Raw genomic sequence first — 18,564 nt, forward strand, 5'->3', positions numbered from 1 at the left:
CGCCTCTCCGTCGGGGGCGGGGCGGCGGGTTTCCCTTCGTGGCAAAGGAGAATGGCAGTGAGCACGACCGCACTGGGACTGCTGACGGGGCTGGCTCTGGGCCTCGCGGCGGCGTTCGGCGGCTTCAGCGCCTTCCTGCTCGTGCTGGTGTTCGGCGCGCTCGGCCTGGTCGCCGGCCGCGTGGCCGAGGGCAAGCTCGACCTGGCGCAGCTGCTCGGCAGGGACAGGGACTGAGCCGATGACGACCACGCTCGCCGCGCCGCAGCGCGGCCTCACGACGGTGGCCGAGCGCGCGGTCGGCCGGATCGCGACCCGTGCCGCGCACGAGGTGACCGGTGTCGCTGGTGCCACCGCCAGCGCGCACGTGACCGGCGGGGTGGCCGCGCTCGACGTGCGGCTCGACCTGCACTACCCCGCACCGGTGCCGGCGACGACCGCTGCCGTCCGCGCGCACCTGGCCGAACGGGTCGGGCTGCTCACCGGTCTGGCGGTGTCCGTCGTGGACGTGTCGGTGGCGGTGCTGCGGACGGCGGCCGAGGTGAGCGGGAGGGTGCGATGACCCGCCGGTCACGCCGGTCGCTGCCGGCGGTCCTGGTCGCGCTGGTGCTGCTCGCCGCGTGCGTGCTGGTCGCCGTGTGCGCGGTCCAGCTCGCGCTGGGCGAACCACCGCTCGTGTCCTACCCGGCCGTGGCCGAGTACCTGAACGGGACGCGGTGGGACGCGCGGGAGGTGCTGGTCGCGGCTGCCGTGGCGGCCGTGGCCGGGTTGCTGCTGGTGCTGGCGGCGGTCGTGCCGGGACGGTCGCGGACGGCGCCGCTGGACGAGCGCACGTCGGTGTCCCGCCGGGGCCTGCGCAACGCGGTGCGGGCCGCCGCGCGGGTGGACGGCGTCGAGTCGGCGGCCGTCACGGTGGGGCGCAGCCGGGTGAAGGCCTCCGTGCACACCCGGCGCACCAACACCGAGGGTCTCGCCGACGTCGTGCGCGAGTCGGTGCGGCGCCGGCTGGCGGAGATCGAGCTCGCCCGCACACCGCGGGTCGTGGTGCGGGTCAAGGCTTCCAGGGGTGCGTCGTGAACCGTGTGCTGCTCTTCCTGTGCGGCCTGGTGCTGCTGGCCGCGGGCGGTGCCGCGGGTGCCGCGCACTTCGGCCGCTTCCCCGGTCTGTCCGCGCAGGCGCCGCTGGTACCGGGCACGCAGCTGCCGCCGCCGTGGGTGCTCGTGGTGGTCGCCGCGGTGGCCGTCGTCCTCGGGTTGCTGTGCGCGCGGTGGCTGGTGGCGCAGGTGCCCCGCACGCCGGCGACGACGTGGCGCTGGTCCGGTGACGACGGGTCGACGCGGATGTCGACCGGGGTCGCGGTGGCGCCGCTGGCCGAGGAGATCAGCGGCTACCCCGGTGTGCGCAAGGTGGAGGCCGCGTTGACCGGTCCGCACACCGCGCCCCGGCTCGCCCTGGTGGTGCGCGCGCACGCCGACGCGGACCTGCGGGAGATCCGGCGCCGCATCGACTCCGAGGGCGTGCCGCGGCTGCGGGAGGCGCTGGAGTCGCCCGGTCTCACCGCGACCGTCGAGTTCCGCCTGGCCGGCTCGTCCGCCGCGGCGGCGCGGGTGTCCTGATCAGACCTGGTCGGCCAGCCGTTCGACGTCCGTGGTCTTCCCGGCGACGATGAGCACGTCGCCGGGCTGGACCACGGTCTCGGCGGTGGCGTAGGTGAAGCCCTCCCCTGCCCGTTTGACGCCGATGACGGTGACGTCGTACTTGGCCCGCAGCTTGCTCCTGCCCAGCGCCTGGCCGACCACGTCCTGCGGCGGCCGCAGCTTGACCATGGCGTAGTCGTCCTCGAACTCGATGAAGTCGAGCATCCGCCCGGTGACCATGTGCGCCACCCGCTCCCCCATCTCGTGCTCGGGCAGCACGACGTGGTGGACGCCGATCCGTTCGAGGATGCGGCGGTGCTCGTGGCTGATCGCCTTCGCCCAGATCGTGGGGATGCCGAAGTCCACGAGGACGGCGGCGGTGAGGATGCTGGCTTCGAGGTTCGTGCCGATGCCCACGACCGCGCGCCCGAACTCGTCGACCCCGAGCTGCCTCATGACCTCGGCGTCGGTGCTGTCGGCGACGACGGCGTGGGTGAGGTTGTCGGCGTGCCGCTGGATCAGCGCGGCGTCCGAGTCGACCGCCATGACCTCGACGCCCTGCGAGACGAGCTCGAGCGCGAGCGAGCTGCCGAACCGCCCCAGCCCGATCACGACGACGCGGGATGTCCTATCCGACAATGGGTCGCTCCTCGGGTAGCTCGTAGCGCCGCCGGCGTTCGCGCAACGCGAGCGCCGACACCAGTGTGATCGACCCGACCCGCCCGGCGAACATCAGCACGATGATCACCAGCTGCGCCACGGGCGGCAGCTCGGCCGTGATCCCGGTCGACATGCCCACCCCGCCGAACGCCGACGACGTCTCGAACAGCACGTCGTCGAGCCGGAACGAGGTGGTGGCGAGCAGGACCAGCGTCGCCGTGATCACGACGCCCACGCCCAGCAGCGCGACCGTGACGGCCTGGCGCTGGACCTCCGCGCTGATCCTGCGGCCCATGACGTGCACGCTCGGCTCGGCCCGCACCTCGGCCAGCAGCACGAACGCGAGCAGGGCGAACGTGGTGACCTTGATGCCGCCCGTCGTGCCCGCGCTGCCGCCGCCGATGAACATCAGCACGTCGTGCACCAGCATCGTGGCCGGCTGCAGCTGGGCGATGTCGATGGTGTTGAACCCCGCGGTGCCCGGCATGGCGCCGTGGAACAGGCCGATGAGCAGCTTGTCGGCGACGCCGTAGGGCCCGAGCGTGCCGGCCCTGCCCCACTCGACGAGCAGGACCACCGCCGTGCCGGCCGCGATCAGTCCGAGGTAGACGGGAACGGTGATCTTGGTGTGCAGCGACCACCGGCGCCGCCGCCGGCCGCGCAGGACCTCGAAGAGCACCGGGAACCCGAGCCCGCCGGTGACGGCGACCGCCACGATCGTGAGGCAGATCCACGGGTCCGTCGCGAACCGCACGAGGTTGTCCGGGTAGAGCGCGAGCCCGACGCTGTTGAACGCCGACACCGAGTGGAACGCGCCCTCGTACGCGGCCCGCTGCGGCGACATGCCGTAGCCGAGCCAGAACCGCAGGCCGAGCACGACCGCGCCGATCGCCTCGACCACCAGGCTGATCGTGATCACACCCGCGATGACCCGGCGGACGTGGCCGAGGTTGAGCGTGTTCGTCTCGGTCTTCACCGTGAGCTGCATGTGCAGCCCCAGCCGGTGCGACACGAGCAACGCCAGCACCGAGGCCATGGTCATGATGCCGAAGCCGCCGACCTGGCACAGCACCAGCAGCGTGACCTCGCCGAACGTGGACCAGTGCGACTCCGTGTCGACCACGGCCAGGCCCGTGCCGGTGATGCCGGAGACCGCGGTGAACAGGGCGGTCAGCGGCGAGGTCGTGCGGCCGGGCTCGGCGGCGACGGGGAGCAGGAACAGGACCGTCCCGACGGCGGTGGCGGCCAGGAAGGCGAGGACGACGAGGCGGGCGGGGTGCCGCCAGCCGGACATGACCGGGCCGGAGATCACCGGGTCAGCCTAGGCGGTGTCCCGGGGGTGCGGATCACGAGCGTCCCGGGTGGGTCAGCCGTGCGCGTTCACGACGGGACCGAGGTGCTGAGCAGCGGGTTCGGGCAGTCGACGTACCGGCTCGCCGCCCCTTCCGCACGGGTCCACCGCAGCAGCAGGTTCGCCTTCGCCGGCACGACCGGGCTCTCCAGCAGCGACACCAGCTGCGGTGGTGACCCGTGGGCGTCGGCGCAGGCGGCGAACACCGCGCGGGCCTCGGACCAGAGGTCGGCCCCGGGGTGGCGCGCGTGCACCGCCCCGGCGATCTCCACCAGGTGGTTGACGATCAGGCAGTACTGCAGCCGTTCCCACCCCTTCGCCTCGGACACGCCGCGGGCGCCGAGCACGTCACCGTCCACTGCGGACAGCAGCGCGGAGTGCGACGGCAGCAGGCGCATGCCCTCGTGGTCGCGGTAGAACGCCTGGACGGGTGTGCCGGTCGCGTCCACGCCCACCAGGACGTTCTGCATGTGGCTCTCCATCACCACGCCGTGCGCGAAGAACGCGTGCAGGACCGGGGGCACGACCGCCTCGACGTACGCGCGGAACCAGGCGGCGGGGTCGGTCAGCGCGTCGAGCGGGTTGCCGGGGAAGCCCTCGGCGAGGCCCGCTGCCAGCAGCGGGGTGACGCCGGGGCGGGTGTGGCGGCGGATGCCGTCGCGGACGACCACGGCCAGGCCCTCGAAGTGCGCCGGGGACGTGCGGTAGCCGTGGTCCAGCAGGAAGGCCGTGCCGGGGTGGGTGGCGGCGATGTCGGCGAACACCGGTTTCAGCACGTCGGCCAGGGGTGGGATCCAGTGCAGGTCGTAGGTCCAGAGGCGGCGGACGTCGTTGGTGATCTGGATGTCGAGGCTGAACTTGTAGAACAGGTCGGCCGCCGGGTCGTAAACCGTGCGGACGGAGGAGGTCGGCCAGACCGGTGGGCCGTCGGCCCCCGCGGGCAGGCCCAGCAGGGAGAGCTGCAGGGGGTGGGCCGGGAGGGTGCCGGGTGGCAGGTCCACCTCGCCGGCGTCCACGAAGTCGCCGGTCAGCACGGACAACCGGAACTCCGCGTGGGTCTCCGGTGCGTACGGCAGCCAGGCGGCGGCGGGGAGGGTGCCGCGGCTCTTCGGGGCCGGGTGGTAGCGGTGGCCGGCGACGAGGGCCTGTTCGGAGCGCTGGTAGAGGTCCGAGGGCGGGGTGCCGCGGGCGGCGAGGATCGCGGCGATCGCGGAGTGGGAGGCGGCGATCTCGTCGAGGAAGCCGACGGGGGCGCTGCCGAGCTCCTTCACGACCAGGGCGGCCAGCTCGTGCCAGGTGACGGGGTGCCAGGTGCCGGAGTGTAACTCGGGGGACGACGGCCAGCGGCCGGTCCGCGCGCGGAGCACGGCGCCGGTGTGCGGGAGGCGGAGGACGAGGTGGTCCGCGGTGGTGGTCACCTCGGCGACCTCGCGGCGCAGGCAGTTCAGCAACGCGGTCGCGGTGATGCCGTCGGGGTCGGAGTTCGCTTCCACCTGTGTTCCCTCTGGCGATGTGTCAGGATCACGTCATTCTCACGCAGACGCAGGTCGAGGCGGAATTCGCCGCCGCTCTGGACGGTGAGCGGGCCGAGCGGTTCCTCACCGGGCTGCCGGGTGCGCGGGAGGCGGTGCTCGCCCGGCTCCTGCGGGCGGTCGCGGTCGAGCCGGTGCCGCCGGTCGAGCGGCTCACCGGGCACCCCGCCGACGTCGTGCGGCAGTGGCCGGGCAGTGAGCGGCTCGCCGGGGAGGTCGCGCACAGCGTGGCGGGGCTGGCGTTGGCGCGGACGGCGAAACCGCTGGCCACGCCGTTCCTGCGGCGGTCGCTGGAGGAGCACGAGCAGAGCGTCGTGGACGGGCACCCGCTGCACCCGTGCTGCCGCAACCGGACCGGGTTCACCGCCGCGGACCACCTCGCGTACGGGCCGGAGCACCGGCCCGTCGTGCCGTTGCGGCTGCACCCGGCCGAGGACCACGTGGTGTTCGGGGACTGGCCGGACGAGCTGCGGGACGGCCGGGCGGTCCTGCTGCCGGTGCACCCGTGGCAGGCCGGGCGTAAGGAAGTTCACTCGATCGGAACGCTCGACGCGCACCCGTTGATGGCCCTGCGGACGTTGTCGGCGGGCGACTGGCACGTGAAGACGACGCTGAGCGCGCAGCTCACCTCGGCCGTGCGGGACATCTCGGCGGGCTCGATCGTCACCGCGACCGAGGTGTCGGAGTTCCTGGAGCGCACGGTCGAGGGCATCGAGCTGCAGCGCAACCGGGCCGCCGCGGCGGTGCTGGTGGACGGGCAACCCGACCGCGAGCTCGGCGTGATCCTGCGGGACCGGCCGGTGGTGCACGGGGGTGAGACGTTGCTGCCGCTCGCCGCGCTCACGGCTCGCCCGGTCGACGGCGGACAGCCGCCGATCCGCGGGCTCGGCGACCCGGTCGAGTGGCTCGCGGAGTTCGCCGCGCTGGCGGTGCCGCCGCTCATGACGTTGCTGGCCAGGGGTGTGGCGCTGGAGGCGCACGAGCAGAACCTGCTGGTCGGGCTCGTGGACGGGCGACCGCGGCGGCTGGTCTACCGCGACCTCGCGGACATCCGGGTCAGCCCCAGGCCGGAGCTGCCGCACCGGCTGCACGCCGACCGGGAGGCGCTGCGCGCCAAGACGTTCGCCACGTTCTTCGCCACCGCGCTGACCGGGCTCGTCGGTGCGCTGGAGGCACCGGCGGACGAGCTCTGGCGGGTCGTCGCGGACGCCGTACCGGACACGCCGGACCGGCACGCGTTGCTGCACGACCCGATTCCCGCGAAACCGCTCACGCTGATGCGGCTCGACCCAGCGACGAAGGAGTGGGCGCACCTGCCCAACCCGTTCAGGCGCTGACGAGCAGCGTCTCCCGGTGTTGCCACGCGAGCGCCAGCAGCGCCGCACCCGCCGCCTGCGTCGGTTCGTCGTGGACGAACCGCTCGACGTTCTCGGCGGTGAAGCCGAGACCGGCCAGCACGCGGCCCTCGTCGTTGTGCGCCACCAGGTCCCCGAACAGCTCGTCGAACAGCGTCGCGTCGAACACCGCGACCGTGAGCACGTCCGTCGCGAACGTCAACGGGTCCACGCCCGTTCCGAGGTACCAGACGCGCGCCTCGGCCAGCCGCCGCGCGAACGGCCAGCCGTCGTAGTCGACCGGGCCCGCGTACTCCTCGGGGGCGCCGAGCAGCTCCTCGGCGAACTCGCGGACCATGCAGCGCCACAACGAGAAGTCGTTCACCGGGTCGGTGGCGGCCTGGAACACCCCGACCGGCAGCACCTGGTACAGCCCGCCCGCGTGCCCGACCTTGCGCGGGTCCCGCCAGTGCAGGAAGAACGTCGCCGCGCCGGTGGCCCGGTCGTGCCGGATGGTCAGCGTGCTGATCGCGACGTTCACCGGCCGCCGGGACGGGTCGCACGGGTCGCCGACCGCGGCGCGCAACGGCATCGCGTCGGTGTGCCCGAGCTCGCGCGCCGCGTACTCGTGCGCGCACGCCTCGCCCACGTCGATGCCGTCGAAGTACGACCCGATGCCGAACGTGAGGTGCCGGCCGGTGAAGCCGAGCAGCCGGTAGGTCGGCCGGTTCTCGAACACCGCGGGCGCCGCCAGTGCCGCCATCGCCTCGGAGTAGCTGCGGAAGCCCTCCGGCAGCCCACCGGCCGTGAGCCGGAACTCGTTGGCCTGCTTGAGCTCCAGCGTGAGATCGTGCAGCGGCACCGGTTGCGCCGGCGTCCAGTGGGCGGCGGTGAGCAGCGGGGTCCCGGCCACCTTCGGCACGTCCGGGTACTCCGCGGCGGCCTTGACCGCGAGGGCGTGCCGGTGTTCGAGCAGGTGGGCGCGGACCGCGAGCCACTGTGCAGGCATGGGCGTGATGGTGTCACGGACGGGGTGGTTCGGTGGAACGGTTGACAGGCGGAGGGATCAACGACGTCTATCGCGTCGGTCAGACGGTGCGCCGCCCGGTCGGCCCGTGGTCGCCGCGCGTGCACGGGCTGCTGCGGCACCTGCGTGAGCGCGGTTTCACCGGCGCGCCGGACTTCCACGGCGTCGACGAGAAGGGCCGCGAGGTCCTCACGTTCTTCCCGGGCGAGGTCTGCAACTACCCGCTCTCCCCCGCCGCGCGGTCGGAGGAGGCACTCGTCAGCGCCGCACGGCTGCTGCGGTCCTACCACGACGCCACGGCCGGCTACGACCACCGCACCGGCTGGATGATGCCCGTGCGAGAGCCTGCGGAAGTGGTCTGCCACGGCGACTTCGCGCCCTACAACTGCGTGCTGGACGGCACCACGGCGGTCGCGCTGATCGACTTCGACACCGCGCACCCGGCGCCGCGGCTGTGGGACGTGGCGTACGCGGTGTACCGGTGGGCGCCGCTCACCCACCCGGACAACCACGACGGGTTCGGCACCGCTGCGCGGCAGGCGGCCAGGGCGGCGAGGTTCTGCAACGCCTACGGGCTGGCGGACCGCTCGGGGCTGGTGGCCGCGGTCGCCGAACGGCTCACCGCGCTCGTCGAGCTCATGCACGCGCGGGCGGACGCGGGTGACCGGGCGTTCGCGCGCCACATCGCCGACGGTCACGACCGGTTGTACCTGCGCGACGCCGAGTACGTGCGTACGACGATGCCGGGCATGATCACGGGATGACCGTGTCGACGTCCTGGGACCGCATCGAGGACTGGTGCCGCGCCAACGGTGTCGCGCACGTGCTGAGGCCGCCCGCGACCGCCGCCGCCATCGCGGCCGCCGAGGAGGAGGTCGGGCACCGGTTCCCCGCGGACCTGGTGGAGTCGTGGCTGCGGCACGACGGCACGTCCACGCGGCCGGCGAGCTTCCTGGTGCCGCGGCGGTGGATACCGCTGCCGCTGGACTGGGCGGTCGAGGACTGGCGGCGGCGGACCGGTGAGCTCACCCGGCGCCAGGCCGACGAGATCGACGACTTCTCCGATGAGGACGACGAGGACTGGTCCGAGGTCGAGGAGGGCGAGGAGGACCTGTTCTGGGGGTGGAACCCGGCGTGGCTGCCGATCGCGCTCGACGACACGGGCTGCGCCCTCGTCGTGGAGCTGCGGCCGGGTGACCGGTGCGGTGCGGTCGGGCAGCTGGACCCGCAGTCGATCCCGGCGTTCGACGGCGTCAACACGTACCCGTCGACCGCGGCGCTGCTGGAGCACACCGCGGCCGCGCTGCCCGGCGCGAGGGTCGAGAACGGCGGGATCTTCTGGCACTAGCCACTCGGGCGGCCCGGGACCGACCGGTCCTTTGTGGAGCGAGCCCTGCTCGACCGCGCAGGTGCTGCCGTTGAGCGTGAACGCGGCCGGTTCCGGGTTGGCGGCGCGGACGCTGCCGTTGAAACCGAACGACACCGTGCCGCCGGGTGCGATCGCGGCGGTGTAGTCCTCGTTCATCGCGCGAACGGAACCGGTGCCGCGCAACAGCTTCGCCCGCCACATCCGGGTCACGGCCTGGCCGTTGCCGAACGTCCAGCCCACCGTCCAGCCGTTGACCGGGGACGTGCCGGTGTTGCGCAGCGTCACGTCGGCGGTGAACCCACCCTGCCACTCCGCTGTGACCACGTAGCCGACCGAGCACGGCGGGCGCGGTGGTGTCGTGGTGCGGACGGGAGCCGGCGTGGTCGTCACCGGTGTGGGTGCCACCGCCTTGGTCGACCAGGGTGCGTCCATCCCGTCGCACGGCGGACCCCACAGGCCGCGATCCGCCTGTGCCGCCGCCATTTCCGCGTCGGTGTACCGGCCGCCGTCCGCGTCCTGGGCGCGCAGCACGCCCTCGCGCACGGCGAGCAGCGCGTAGTCGGTGCCGTCCTCCAGGGTCAGGCTGGCCTCGCCCGGCGTGATGCTCTTGACCAGCACCGGGCGGGCCAGCAGCGTGGTGCGCGCGAACGCCAGCGCCCGCGGCGCCCAGCACCCGGCGGGCGGTGCCAGCAGGGCGATGCGGAGCCGGGTGCCGTCGGCCAGCTCGACCGTGACCGGGTCCGGCACCGCGCGCACGAGCTGCGGGACGTCCTCCGGCAGCGGCACGTCGGAGACCGGCGCCGGCGACGTCGGCGCGGGGCGGCTGGGGTTCGGCGGCGGGGTCGGCTCGGCGCTGCAGGCAGTCAGCAGCAGCACCGCGAGCAGGACGGCCGGCAGGGGTCTTCTCATCGGGAGGTGGCGGTCCGGTGCTGGTCGGGGAACGGGGTGCGGAGCGGGTGCGCGCCTCATCTTCGCGAGGCGGGGCAACGCCGTCCAGCAACGAACCGATCACGGAACGCCGATCGCGAGCGGCCGGTGTTCGCGTTCACATTCATCTTTCGCCGCAGGGACGCGCGAGCCCCGCCGAGCAGTGTCACGCCGAGATGATCAATCGTTCAACTACTTGTGAGCGATCACATGGAATGCCATGCTGTCGCCCGGTTCGCAGACCGCGCCCGCGTCGGGGAAAGGCCTCTCATGGCACCACAGCACGCCACCGTCCACGAACTGCTGGGACTCCGGGTGAACGGGGTGAACCTGAAGATCGCCACCACCCACCGCACCGGCCGGCTCGCCCCGGTGGTGTTCCTGCACGGGTTCGGCGGCACCAAAGAGGACTACGCGGACGTGGTGCTGCGCCCGGCGTTCCACGACCGGCCGGTCCTCGCCTTCGACGCACCCGGTTGCGGCGCCTCGGAATGCGCCGACCTCGCCGCCGTCGACCTGCCGTTCCTCGCCGACACCACCCGTGCGGTCGCGGACCGGCTGGGTCTGGGCCGGTTCCACCTCGTCGGTCACTCGATGGGCGGCGTGGCCGGTCTGCTGTTCGCCCACCGCCAGCCCGGCCGGCTGCTGAGCTTCGTCAACATGCACGGCAACCTGACGCCGCAGGACTGCTTCCTCAGCCGGCCGGCGACCACCGGGCACCGCGGCGACTTCCTCGCCGCGTTCGCCGACGACGTCCGCCGCACGCCGCACTACGCCGGCGCCCTGTACGCCGCGAGCCTGCCGCACAAGGTCCGCCGCGCCGCCGCGCACGGCCTCCTCTCGTCCATGGTGGAGCTGTCCGACCGGGGTGAGCTGCTGACGCGGTTCCTGTCGCTGCCGTGCCCGAAGATGTTCCTGTACGGCGAGGAGCACGCGGCACTGCCGTACCTGCCGAAGCTCGACGCGAACGGCGTGCAGCTCGCCGAGATCCCGCACAGCGGCCACCTGCCCGTGTACTCCAACCCGGTCGCGATGTGGCGGCACATCGCCGAGTTCCACCAGCGCGTGGAATCGGGACGGGACGTCCGTTCGCACGCCTAGGGCCTGTGTCGAGGTCCCGTTCGATGAGAGTCGCGCCTGAGGTGGTTCCTGGCGGTGCGGGCGGACAGCCCGCATACCGGTGTTGTATGTGGGCTGTCCGCCCGTGCCCCCAGGGGCCGCCTCAGGCCCGGCTGTCGCGAACATGGACTTCGACACAGGCCCTGGGCAGGAACCGTCGTGCGGGGGCGTTGTGCGCCACGGCTGCTCCCGTCGGGCGAACGAATTGCCGAACCCGCCCCGGACAGGTCCATCGGCGTGCTATGCACATCGGATGGGGGGAGTCGAGTTCCGGCTGCTCGGGACCGTGACGGCCGGGAGAGGGGACCAGGTCGTCGAGCTCGGGCACGGCCGAAGGCGGTGTGTGCTGGCCGCGTTGCTCGTGGACGCGAACCAGGTGGTGTCGGCGGACCAGCTGCTGGACCGGGCGTGGGGTGACGCCGTGCCGCGGCAGGGGCGCGACACGTTGTACGCGTACCTGTCCCGGCTGCGGCGGGCGTGCCGCGGGCTGGAGGTGGAGATCACCCGGCGCTGCGGCGGGTACGTGCTCGCCGTGGACCCGGAGAACGTCGACCTGCACCGGTTCCACCGGTTGCTGGCGCGGGGGCGGGCCGAGCCGGACCCGGCCGCCCGGCTGGCGGCGTTCGACCGGGCGCTGGGGCTGTGGCGGGGTGCGGCGTTCGCGGGGCTGAGCACGCCGTGGCTCGACGACGTGCGGGAAGGCCTGGCAGCGCACCGGTTCTGCGCCGAGCTGGACCGGATCGACCTGCGGCTGGGGCTGGGGCTGCACGGCGAGCTGGTGACCGGGCTGGCCGCGGCGGTGCGCGAGCACCCGTTGGACGAGCGGCTGACCGGGCAGTTCATGCTGGCGCTGTACCGGTCGGGGCGGCAGGCGGAGGCGCTCGCGGCTTACCAGGGGCTGCGCGACCGGCTGGGCGAGGCGCTCGGTGTCGACCCGGGGCCCGAGGTGCGGCGGCTGCACACGGCGTTGCTGCGGCAGGCGCCCGAGGTGGCGGCACCGGTGGAAGTGGCGGCACGGGCCCAAGCGGTGGCACCGGCCGGAGAGGCGGCACCAGCCGAGGCTGTGGCACCGGACCAAGCGACGGCACCGGCCACGACCGCAGCGTCAGCCGACACAACGGCACCGCCCCGAACGACACCCGCCGAGGCGCGGCCACCGGCGCAGGTGCCCTGCGGTGTCCCGCACTTCGTCGGGCGCGCGGAGGCGTTGCGGGAGCTCGGTCCCGGGCTGTCGGTGGTCGTGGGCACCGGCGGTGTGGGGAAGTCCGCGCTCGTCGTGCACTGGGCGCACCGGCACGGCGGCGACTTCCCCGACGGGCAGCTGTACGTGGACCTGCACGGCTACGGCACCGCGGAGCCGATGGCCCCGTCCACCGCGCTGGAGGGGTTTCTGCGGGCGCTCGGGGTGGAGCGGATCCCGCCCGGCGTGGACGAGCGGGCCGCGCTGTACCGGTCGGCGCTGGCCGGGCGGCGGATGGTGGTGCTGCTGGACAACGCGCGGTCGGCCGAGCAGGTGCGGCCGCTGCTGCCGGGGCGGCCCGGCTGCGCGGTGCTCGTGACCAGCAGGGACGACCTCGCGGGACTGGTGGCCCGCGACGGCGCGCGCCGGATCACGGTGGGGCGGCTCGGTGCGGCCGAGTCGCTGGAGCTGTTGCGGCGGGTGCTCGGGGCGGAGCGGGTGGCCGCGGAGCTGCCGGCGGCGACCGAGCTGGTGCGGCGGTGTGCGGGGCTGCCGCTGGCGTTGCGGGTGGCGGCGGAACGGGCGGCCGGGCTGGCGGACCTGGTGGCGGAGCTGGCGGACCCCGGTGCGCTGGACGTGCCCGGCGACCCGGCCTCGGCGGTGCGCAGCGTGTTCTCGTGGTCCTACCGGGCGTTGCCGGAGCCTGCGGCGCGGCTGTTCCGGCTGCTCGGGTGGCACCCCGGCCCCGACCACGGTGCCGCAGCGGCCGCCGCGCTGGCCGGGGTGGACCTGCCCGCCGCGCACCGGTTGCTGGACGTGCTCAGGACCGCGCACCTGGTCGAGCAGACCGCGCCGGACCGGTTCGCGATGCACGACCTGCTGCGGCTCTACGCCCGGCAGCTCGGCGCGGACCCGGCGGCGGTGCGGCGGCTGGCCGGCTGGTACCTGGGCACCGCCCGTGCCGCCGCCGAGCTGGTGCACCCGGCGGTGCCGCACCTGCCGTGGCCGCCGGTGCGCTCGCCGTTCACCGGCCGTGCCGAGGCGCTGGCGTGGCTGGACACCGAGCGGCACAACCTCCTCGCGCTGGTCCGCACCGGGAGCGGGCCGCTGGTGTGGGAGCTCGCGGACGCGCTGCACGGCTACTTCTCCGTGCGGGAGCACCACGACGACCTGCTCGACACGGCGACCGCGGGGCTGCGGGCGTCCGTTGTGGACGGTGACCTGCGCGCGCAGGCCGTGCTGCACCTCGCGGTCGCGACGGCCCGGCTCGGACTGGGCGAGCGCGCGCTCGCCGAGGAGCACTTCGAGCAGGCCCGCCGGCTCGGTGAACGGACCGGCTGGGACGAGGTGCGGGCCACCGCGCTCGGTCACCTCGGCACCCTGCACCGCCACCGCGGCCGGTTGCGCGCCGCCGCCATCTGCCACGCGAGCGCACTGGCCGTGGTCCGCTCGCTCGGCGCGGAGGTGCCCGAGGCCGGGGTGCTCTGCGACCTCGGCGAGGTCTACTACGAGATGGGTCACCTGCGTCTCGCCGAACGCCACTGCCAGCGCGCGGTGGACCTGCACCGCGCGCACGGCTCGCGGCTCGGCGAGGCCACCGGGCTCGGCCTGCTCGCCCGGATCGCCTTCGAGCTGGGCGACCTCCCCCGTTCACTCCGGCTCTGCACCGCCGTGCTGCGCCTGGACCTCGGCGCACGCGGCTTGGAGGCGGCGGCATTCGCGCAGCTCGCGCTCGCCGACTGCGCTCTGGGTGCGCACGACCGGGCGGAGGTGCACGCGGAGCAGGCGCTCGACCTGGCCCGCGAGACCGGCTGCCTGGCCGCGGAGGCCGACGCCCACAACGCGCTGGGGCTCGTCGACCGCCGGTGGAACCGGTTCGCCCAGGCCGCCGAACGCCACCGCCACGCACTCGACCTCGCGCGCGCCGACGGTCGCCGGCGCGGCGAGGTGGAGTCCCTGGTCGAGCTGAGCGCCGCGGTGGTGGCGCTCGGCTGCCCCGACCCCGGTCTCGCCGCGCAGGCGGTCGCGCTGGCGGCCGAGGCCGGTTTCCGGGTCCTGCACGGTCGCGCGCTCACGGCACTGGCCCAGGCCTGGTCCGCGTGCGGCGCCGTCGACGCGGCGGTGGCCAGCGGCGAGGAGGCCCTGGGAATCCACCTCGGCACCGGCCACCGCCTCGGTCACGCCGCCACCGCGGCGTTGCTGGCCCGGCTCACCCGCGGCTGACCGGGGTCAGCACGCCTCCAGGCTGCCGCGCGACCCGTTGGGGTTCAGGTCGAGCAGCGAGTCGCTGACCCAGCCCTGCACCCCGGTCGTGGTGTCCCGCAGGTACGTCCACGTGGTGTAGGTGATGCCGTTCCTGGTCACCGCGTCGCCGACGGCGTAGCAGTGGTAGTCGACGTTGTGGGAGAGCTGGCCCTGGCCGTCGGACGTGCACGAGGTGTGCGGGCCGCGGCGGATGTTGACGTTGCTGCCGTCGAACAGCTGGCCGGAGCGCGCGTCCTTGTTGCTGTGCGCGTGCCCGGAGCAGGCCATGATGCCGACGCCGGACTGGTCGGTGTCCGCCGCGCCCGTGGTGACCGGCAGCGGCTTCTCGTCGGCGGCGTTCGCCGTCCCCACCAGCGCGAACGACGTCGTGGCCGCGAACAGCGCGACCGCGGCGACTGAAGTGATCTTCACGTTCGTCCCCCTCAGGGTCGAAGGTTGCTTGCGCCGCACAGCCTGCTCGGCGGGCCGTGCCCAAAACCTTGCGCAAAACCTTGACCCCGGTTCAGCCCGACTGGTCCGTTCGGCCGATCAGCGGCGACCGTTGATCGGAGCCGAACGACCTGTCGGCGCAGCCGCCGTCCCCACTTCATGATCACCCGGCAAGAGTTTGACGGGTGGCCAAGACCTACAGTTACGCCGACGCCGTCCGGCTCCTCGGCACGAAGGAGAGCGCGCTCGTCGACGCGCTCGACCGGCTGGTGGGCCTGGCCCTGCTGGGCGGGGTCGCGGGCGGGGTGACCGAGCTGCTGGGCTGGTTCGACGCGAAGACCGACTTCGTCCGGTTGAGCAGGGAACTGCTGGTCAAGGCCGGTGCGCGGCGCTCGGGCCTGAGCCGGCACAGCCAGACGGAACGGCTGCACGCCGCCCACACCGTGATCGTCGTGGTGGCGTTGTTCGAAGCGTTCGAGCAGGTCGAGCTGCCGTTCCGGTTCGCGGAGCTGGGCCTGCACAAGGACGAGCAGCACACGCTCGTCGGGCTCAGCAGCGTTTTCGACGGCGACGGCGTGCTCCCGAGCGCGAGCCGGCCGTTCGCCCAGAACCTGCGGACGATCGAGGACCAGTACCGGCGCGCGTGCCGCGACCTGCTGAAGCTGCTGGAGGGCACGGCGGTCTGGGCGCGGCTGACGGGTGAGCAGCGCGCCCGGGTCACCCGGCTGCTGTCCGACCTGCACCTGACCGCCCTGCAGCGGTACCAGGAGCTGGTCCGCAAGCTCGGCGCCGAGTACCCGGAGCTGGCGTTCTGGTTGCACGCCGACCACGACGCGCACGTCTCCGCCGGCCTCGCCCGGCTGGAGGAGGCGCTGGTCCGCACCAGGGTCGGTGCCGCGCCCGACGACCGCCGCACGGCGCTGGCCGCCCGCTACCGGGCGGTGCTGGACCGGCCGATCATCGACCCCGGCCAGGTGCCGACCGGTCTGGAGATCCCGCTGACCCGCACCGCCTACATCGACCCCGACTACCAGGTCGTCGCCATGACCGAGGACGCCCACCCGGCCGAGTCCGGCTGGTGGCGCGACCAGCCGCCGCGCTCCGACCTCTACCGGTACCTGGTCGGCCACCTGACCTCGCCGAAGGCCGTGACCCACCCGCTGGTGGTGCTGGGCGACCCCGGTTCTGGCAAGTCGCTGCTGACGAAGGTGCTCGCCGCGCGGCTGCCCGCCGCGGACTTCCTGACCGTGCGGGTGGAGCTGCGGGCCACGGCGGCGGAAGCGGACCTGCGCCGGCAGATCGACCAGGGCCTGGGCCTCGCGCTGCACGAGGACGTGAGCTTCACGGCCATGGCGCGCGCGGCCGGTGACGCGCTGCCCGTGGTGCTGCTCGACGGGTTCGACGAGCTGCTGCAGGCGACCGGCGTGACGCAGACCGACTTCCTGGACCGGGTGCAGACCTTCCAGCGGGACTGCGCCGACGCGGGACGGCCGGTCGCGTTCGTCGTGACCAGCCGGATCAGCGTCGCGGGCGGCATGCGGATCCCGCTCGACACCGACGTGCTGCGGCTGGTCCCGTTCAGCGACGCCAACGTCGAGGCGTGGCTGGAGGTGTGGAACGGCTCCAACGCCGGCTACTTCGCCGCGAACGGGCTGGTCCCGTTGCCCGCCAAGGCCGTGCTCGACCACCACGACCTCGCCGAGCAGCCGCTCCTGCTGCTGATGCTCGCGTTGTACGACGCCGTCGGCAACGCTCTGCAGCGGCACCGGGACAGCCTCGGCAAGGTCGACCTGTACGAGGAGCTGCTGCGCCGCTTCGCCCGCCGCGAGGTGGACAAGGGCCACGACACCGCCGCCCCCGACGAGGACCCGGTGGAGGTGGAGCTGGAGAAGCTGTCCGTGGTGGCGTTCGCGATGTTCCAGCGCGGCACCAAGTGGGTGGCGGGCAACGCGATCGACGAGGACATGACGGCGTTGCTGCACCCCGGTGTGCCGCAGCCCAGGCACGGCATCCGCCGGCCGCTGAGCGAGGGCGACCGGGTGGTCGGGCGGTTCTTCTTCGTGCAGTGCGCGATGGCGATCCGCGACGAGCACCGCCTGCACACCTACGAGTTCCTGCACGCGACGTTCGGCGAGTTCCTGGTCGCGCGGTTCACCTGGACGGTGCTGAACGACCTGCGCGAGCGCGAGTCGGCCGGGCGGCGGATCACCGGTGCCCAGCCCGACGACAGCATGCTGTGGGCGCTGCTGTCGTTCGCGCCGCTGACCTCCAGCAACCCGGTGATCGAGTTCCTGGTGGAGATGGCCGGTGCCGCCCGCTACCGCGAGGAGCTGAAAGCACTGGTGCAGCGGCTGTTCTCGCTCTCGCGGATGCGCAGGCCGCGGTCGCTGGAGTCCTACCTGCCGGTGCCGCGGCAGGAACCGGCGCGGTACGCCATCTACAGCCTGAACCTGGTGCTGCTGCACGTCGTGCTCGCGCGGGTGTGCGGGTCGCGCGAGCTCGGCGTGCGGAACTGGTCGAAGCTCGCGGGGCTGTGGAAGGCGGAGCTGACCGACGCGGAGTGGCGCACCCTGATCGAGTCGGTCTACGTGCGGTGGGACGACCCGCTGCACGTGACGCTGGCGATCGGCACGGCGCTGCCGACCTCGGTCGAGCTGGACGGCCTGGCGCGGCGGGTGTCGCTGCGCGAGGCGGCGCTCGACGCCCGGTTCACCGGCGACCCGGCGGCCAACGAGTTCAAGCACGCCTTCGAGGCGCTGCCGGACGTGCGGTTCGACGTCGACTACGCGCGGGCGCTGGTGCAGCTGGCCGCCTCACCGGTGGCGCCGGGCGAGCGGGCGTGGCACTACCTGTGCTGGGCCGACCGCTTCCCCGACCTGGTGCTCGACTGCCTGCGCCGCGACCTCACCGTGAGCGCGGAGACGCTGGGCAGGCTCGCCAAGACCGGGTTGAGCGCGAGCAGCGGGTTCGTGGCGCAGCTGTGGGACCGGGTCGGCCGCGGCGGGCCCGACGACGAGCTGCTGGGGGTGTTCGACGAGGTGCGGTCCGCGGTGACGCCGGGCAGCTACGAGGTGCCGATGCTGGACGCGCTGCTGCGGCTGCACGAGGGCGGGCGGGAGGACTGCGCGCCGCGGCTGCGCGAGCTGTTCGGCTCGGTGGACTTCGCGGCGGTCGGGCAGGTGCGGCCGGACCTGGTGTACCGGGCGGGCACGGTCGCGAACGAGCTGGGCCTGTTCGGCTGAGCGGGCGCGCCACGACGACCGGGCCGCCCCGTCGTCCGGCCCGGTCCGGGTGCGGGGTGCTCAGGCCCGCCAGCGCCGGGAGGCGTGGACCACGTCGCCGACCGCGCGGGCGAGACTGCCGTCGGCGTCGACGTGGGGCTCGTACCCGGCCTGCGGAAGCGGCCTGGCCGGCTCCCTCGGGACCTCGTACGGGTCGCTGTCCTCCCACCGCAGCCTGCGCGCCGTCTTCACGAACGCGACCGCCGCGGCCAGCAGCAGCACGCCGGTCGCGACCGGCCACAGGACCTTCTCCGCGAGGGCGATGGCGAACTGGACCTGGGCCACCACCACGAACACGACGGTCAGCCCGACCACGGACCACGGGGCCGAATGTCCCTCGTGTCTGCGCTTGGCGGCACCGGTTGCCCCCATTGGCGTCACCTCCACCGATGTCGACTCGAACATCGGCGATTGATCGCACGGAGTTACAGCGCCCAGCGTACTCCCCGGGTCGTT

At 73.6% G+C, this 18,564-nt stretch carries 16 protein-coding genes and 1 pseudogene; 10 read left to right on the plus strand and 7 right to left on the minus strand.

Annotation, left to right across the window (positions count from 1 at the left end; translation table 11 throughout):
* Positions 1-57: 57 nt before the first annotated feature.
* The 4 genes from ACZ7CH_RS20775 to ACZ7CH_RS20790 are packed head-to-tail and all read left to right on the plus strand — an operon-like array spanning position 58 to position 1,613.
* Positions 58-234: a hypothetical protein gene (locus tag ACZ7CH_RS20775; RefSeq protein WP_093600157.1), complete on the plus strand. Its 177-nt coding sequence runs from the start codon at positions 58-60 to the stop codon at positions 232-234.
* A gap of 4 nt (positions 235-238) precedes the next feature.
* Positions 239-559: an Asp23/Gls24 family envelope stress response protein gene (locus tag ACZ7CH_RS20780; RefSeq protein WP_458431089.1), complete on the plus strand. Its 321-nt coding sequence runs from the start codon at positions 239-241 to the stop codon at positions 557-559.
* Complete coding sequence (locus tag ACZ7CH_RS20785) at positions 556-1,074, plus strand: DUF6286 domain-containing protein (protein ID WP_360391936.1); 519 nt, start codon at positions 556-558, stop codon at positions 1,072-1,074. The genes ACZ7CH_RS20780 and ACZ7CH_RS20785 overlap by 4 nt, the downstream gene beginning before the upstream one ends.
* Positions 1,071-1,613: an alkaline shock response membrane anchor protein AmaP gene (locus ACZ7CH_RS20790; RefSeq protein ID WP_458431088.1), complete on the plus strand. Its 543-nt coding sequence runs from the start codon at positions 1,071-1,073 to the stop codon at positions 1,611-1,613. The genes ACZ7CH_RS20785 and ACZ7CH_RS20790 overlap by 4 nt, the downstream gene beginning before the upstream one ends.
* Here ACZ7CH_RS20790 and ACZ7CH_RS20795 read toward each other — a convergent pair whose 3' ends face one another.
* From ACZ7CH_RS20795 to ACZ7CH_RS20805, 3 genes are all read right to left on the minus strand, one after another.
* Positions 1,614-2,273 carry a potassium channel family protein gene (locus ACZ7CH_RS20795; RefSeq protein ID WP_360391942.1) on the minus strand — a complete coding sequence of 220 codons (660 nt, stop codon included), beginning with the start codon at positions 2,271-2,273 and terminating at the stop codon, positions 1,614-1,616.
* Positions 2,263-3,606: a TrkH family potassium uptake protein gene (locus ACZ7CH_RS20800; protein ID WP_360391945.1), complete on the minus strand. Its 1,344-nt coding sequence runs from the start codon at positions 3,604-3,606 to the stop codon at positions 2,263-2,265. The genes ACZ7CH_RS20795 and ACZ7CH_RS20800 overlap by 11 nt, the downstream gene beginning before the upstream one ends.
* Positions 3,607-3,674: 68 nt before the next feature.
* Positions 3,675-5,138 carry an IucA/IucC family protein gene (locus ACZ7CH_RS20805; protein ID WP_470374627.1) on the minus strand — a complete coding sequence of 488 codons (1,464 nt, stop codon included), beginning with the start codon at positions 5,136-5,138 and terminating at the stop codon, positions 3,675-3,677.
* Between the two features lie 17 nt (positions 5,139-5,155).
* On the opposite strand from ACZ7CH_RS20805, the gene ACZ7CH_RS20810 reads away from it, so the two are divergent.
* Positions 5,156-6,514 carry an IucA/IucC family protein gene (locus ACZ7CH_RS20810; RefSeq protein ID WP_470374628.1) on the plus strand — a complete coding sequence of 453 codons (1,359 nt, stop codon included), beginning with the start codon at positions 5,156-5,158 and terminating at the stop codon, positions 6,512-6,514.
* Here the strand turns inward: ACZ7CH_RS20810 and ACZ7CH_RS20815 are convergent.
* A complete protein-coding gene (locus ACZ7CH_RS20815) occupies positions 6,504-7,520 on the minus strand; it encodes a hypothetical protein (protein ID WP_470374629.1) in 1,017 nt (338 codons plus the stop codon). The genes ACZ7CH_RS20810 and ACZ7CH_RS20815 overlap by 11 nt on opposite strands.
* Positions 7,521-7,552: 32 nt before the next feature.
* Between ACZ7CH_RS20815 and ACZ7CH_RS20820 the strand changes: the two genes are divergently transcribed.
* Both ACZ7CH_RS20820 and ACZ7CH_RS20825 read left to right on the plus strand, forming a co-directional pair.
* Positions 7,553-8,302 carry a phosphotransferase gene (locus ACZ7CH_RS20820; protein WP_470374630.1) on the plus strand — a complete coding sequence of 250 codons (750 nt, stop codon included), beginning with the start codon at positions 7,553-7,555 and terminating at the stop codon, positions 8,300-8,302.
* Positions 8,299-8,886: an SMI1/KNR4 family protein gene (locus ACZ7CH_RS20825; protein WP_470374731.1), complete on the plus strand. Its 588-nt coding sequence runs from the start codon at positions 8,299-8,301 to the stop codon at positions 8,884-8,886. Before ACZ7CH_RS20820 ends, ACZ7CH_RS20825 begins: the two co-directional genes overlap by 4 nt.
* A 69-nt stretch (positions 8,887-8,955) precedes the next feature.
* Here the strand turns inward: ACZ7CH_RS20825 and ACZ7CH_RS20830 are convergent.
* Positions 8,956-9,876: pseudogene (locus ACZ7CH_RS20830) on the minus strand (cellulose binding domain-containing protein); the annotation flags it as partial.
* A gap of 228 nt (positions 9,877-10,104) precedes the next feature.
* Here ACZ7CH_RS20830 and ACZ7CH_RS20835 point away from each other — a divergent pair.
* Together ACZ7CH_RS20835 and ACZ7CH_RS20840 are read left to right on the plus strand one after the other, a co-directional pair.
* Positions 10,105-10,935, plus strand: a complete 831-nt coding sequence (locus ACZ7CH_RS20835; RefSeq protein WP_470374631.1) for an alpha/beta fold hydrolase — start codon at positions 10,105-10,107, stop codon at positions 10,933-10,935.
* 271 nt (positions 10,936-11,206) lie between these two features.
* Positions 11,207-14,356: an AfsR/SARP family transcriptional regulator gene (locus ACZ7CH_RS20840; protein WP_470374632.1), complete on the plus strand. Its 3,150-nt coding sequence runs from the start codon at positions 11,207-11,209 to the stop codon at positions 14,354-14,356.
* Between the two features lie 6 nt (positions 14,357-14,362).
* On the opposite strand, the gene ACZ7CH_RS20845 is transcribed toward ACZ7CH_RS20840, so the two are convergent.
* Positions 14,363-14,809 (minus strand): hypothetical protein, encoded by a 447-nt coding sequence (locus ACZ7CH_RS20845; RefSeq protein ID WP_360391973.1) that lies wholly within the window; start codon positions 14,807-14,809, stop codon positions 14,363-14,365.
* 203 nt (positions 14,810-15,012) lie between these two features.
* On the opposite strand from ACZ7CH_RS20845, the gene ACZ7CH_RS20850 reads away from it, so the two are divergent.
* Entirely contained in the window at positions 15,013-18,069 is a 3,057-nt protein-coding gene (locus tag ACZ7CH_RS20850) for an NACHT domain-containing protein (protein ID WP_470374633.1), read from the plus strand.
* A gap of 60 nt (positions 18,070-18,129) precedes the next feature.
* Here ACZ7CH_RS20850 and ACZ7CH_RS20855 read toward each other — a convergent pair whose 3' ends face one another.
* Positions 18,130-18,480, minus strand: coding sequence for a hypothetical protein (locus tag ACZ7CH_RS20855; protein WP_360391978.1), 351 nt, complete (start codon positions 18,478-18,480; stop codon positions 18,130-18,132).
* Positions 18,481-18,564 lie beyond the last annotated feature (84 nt).

It is taken from the genome of Lentzea sp. NPDC037011 (assembly GCF_055607425.1).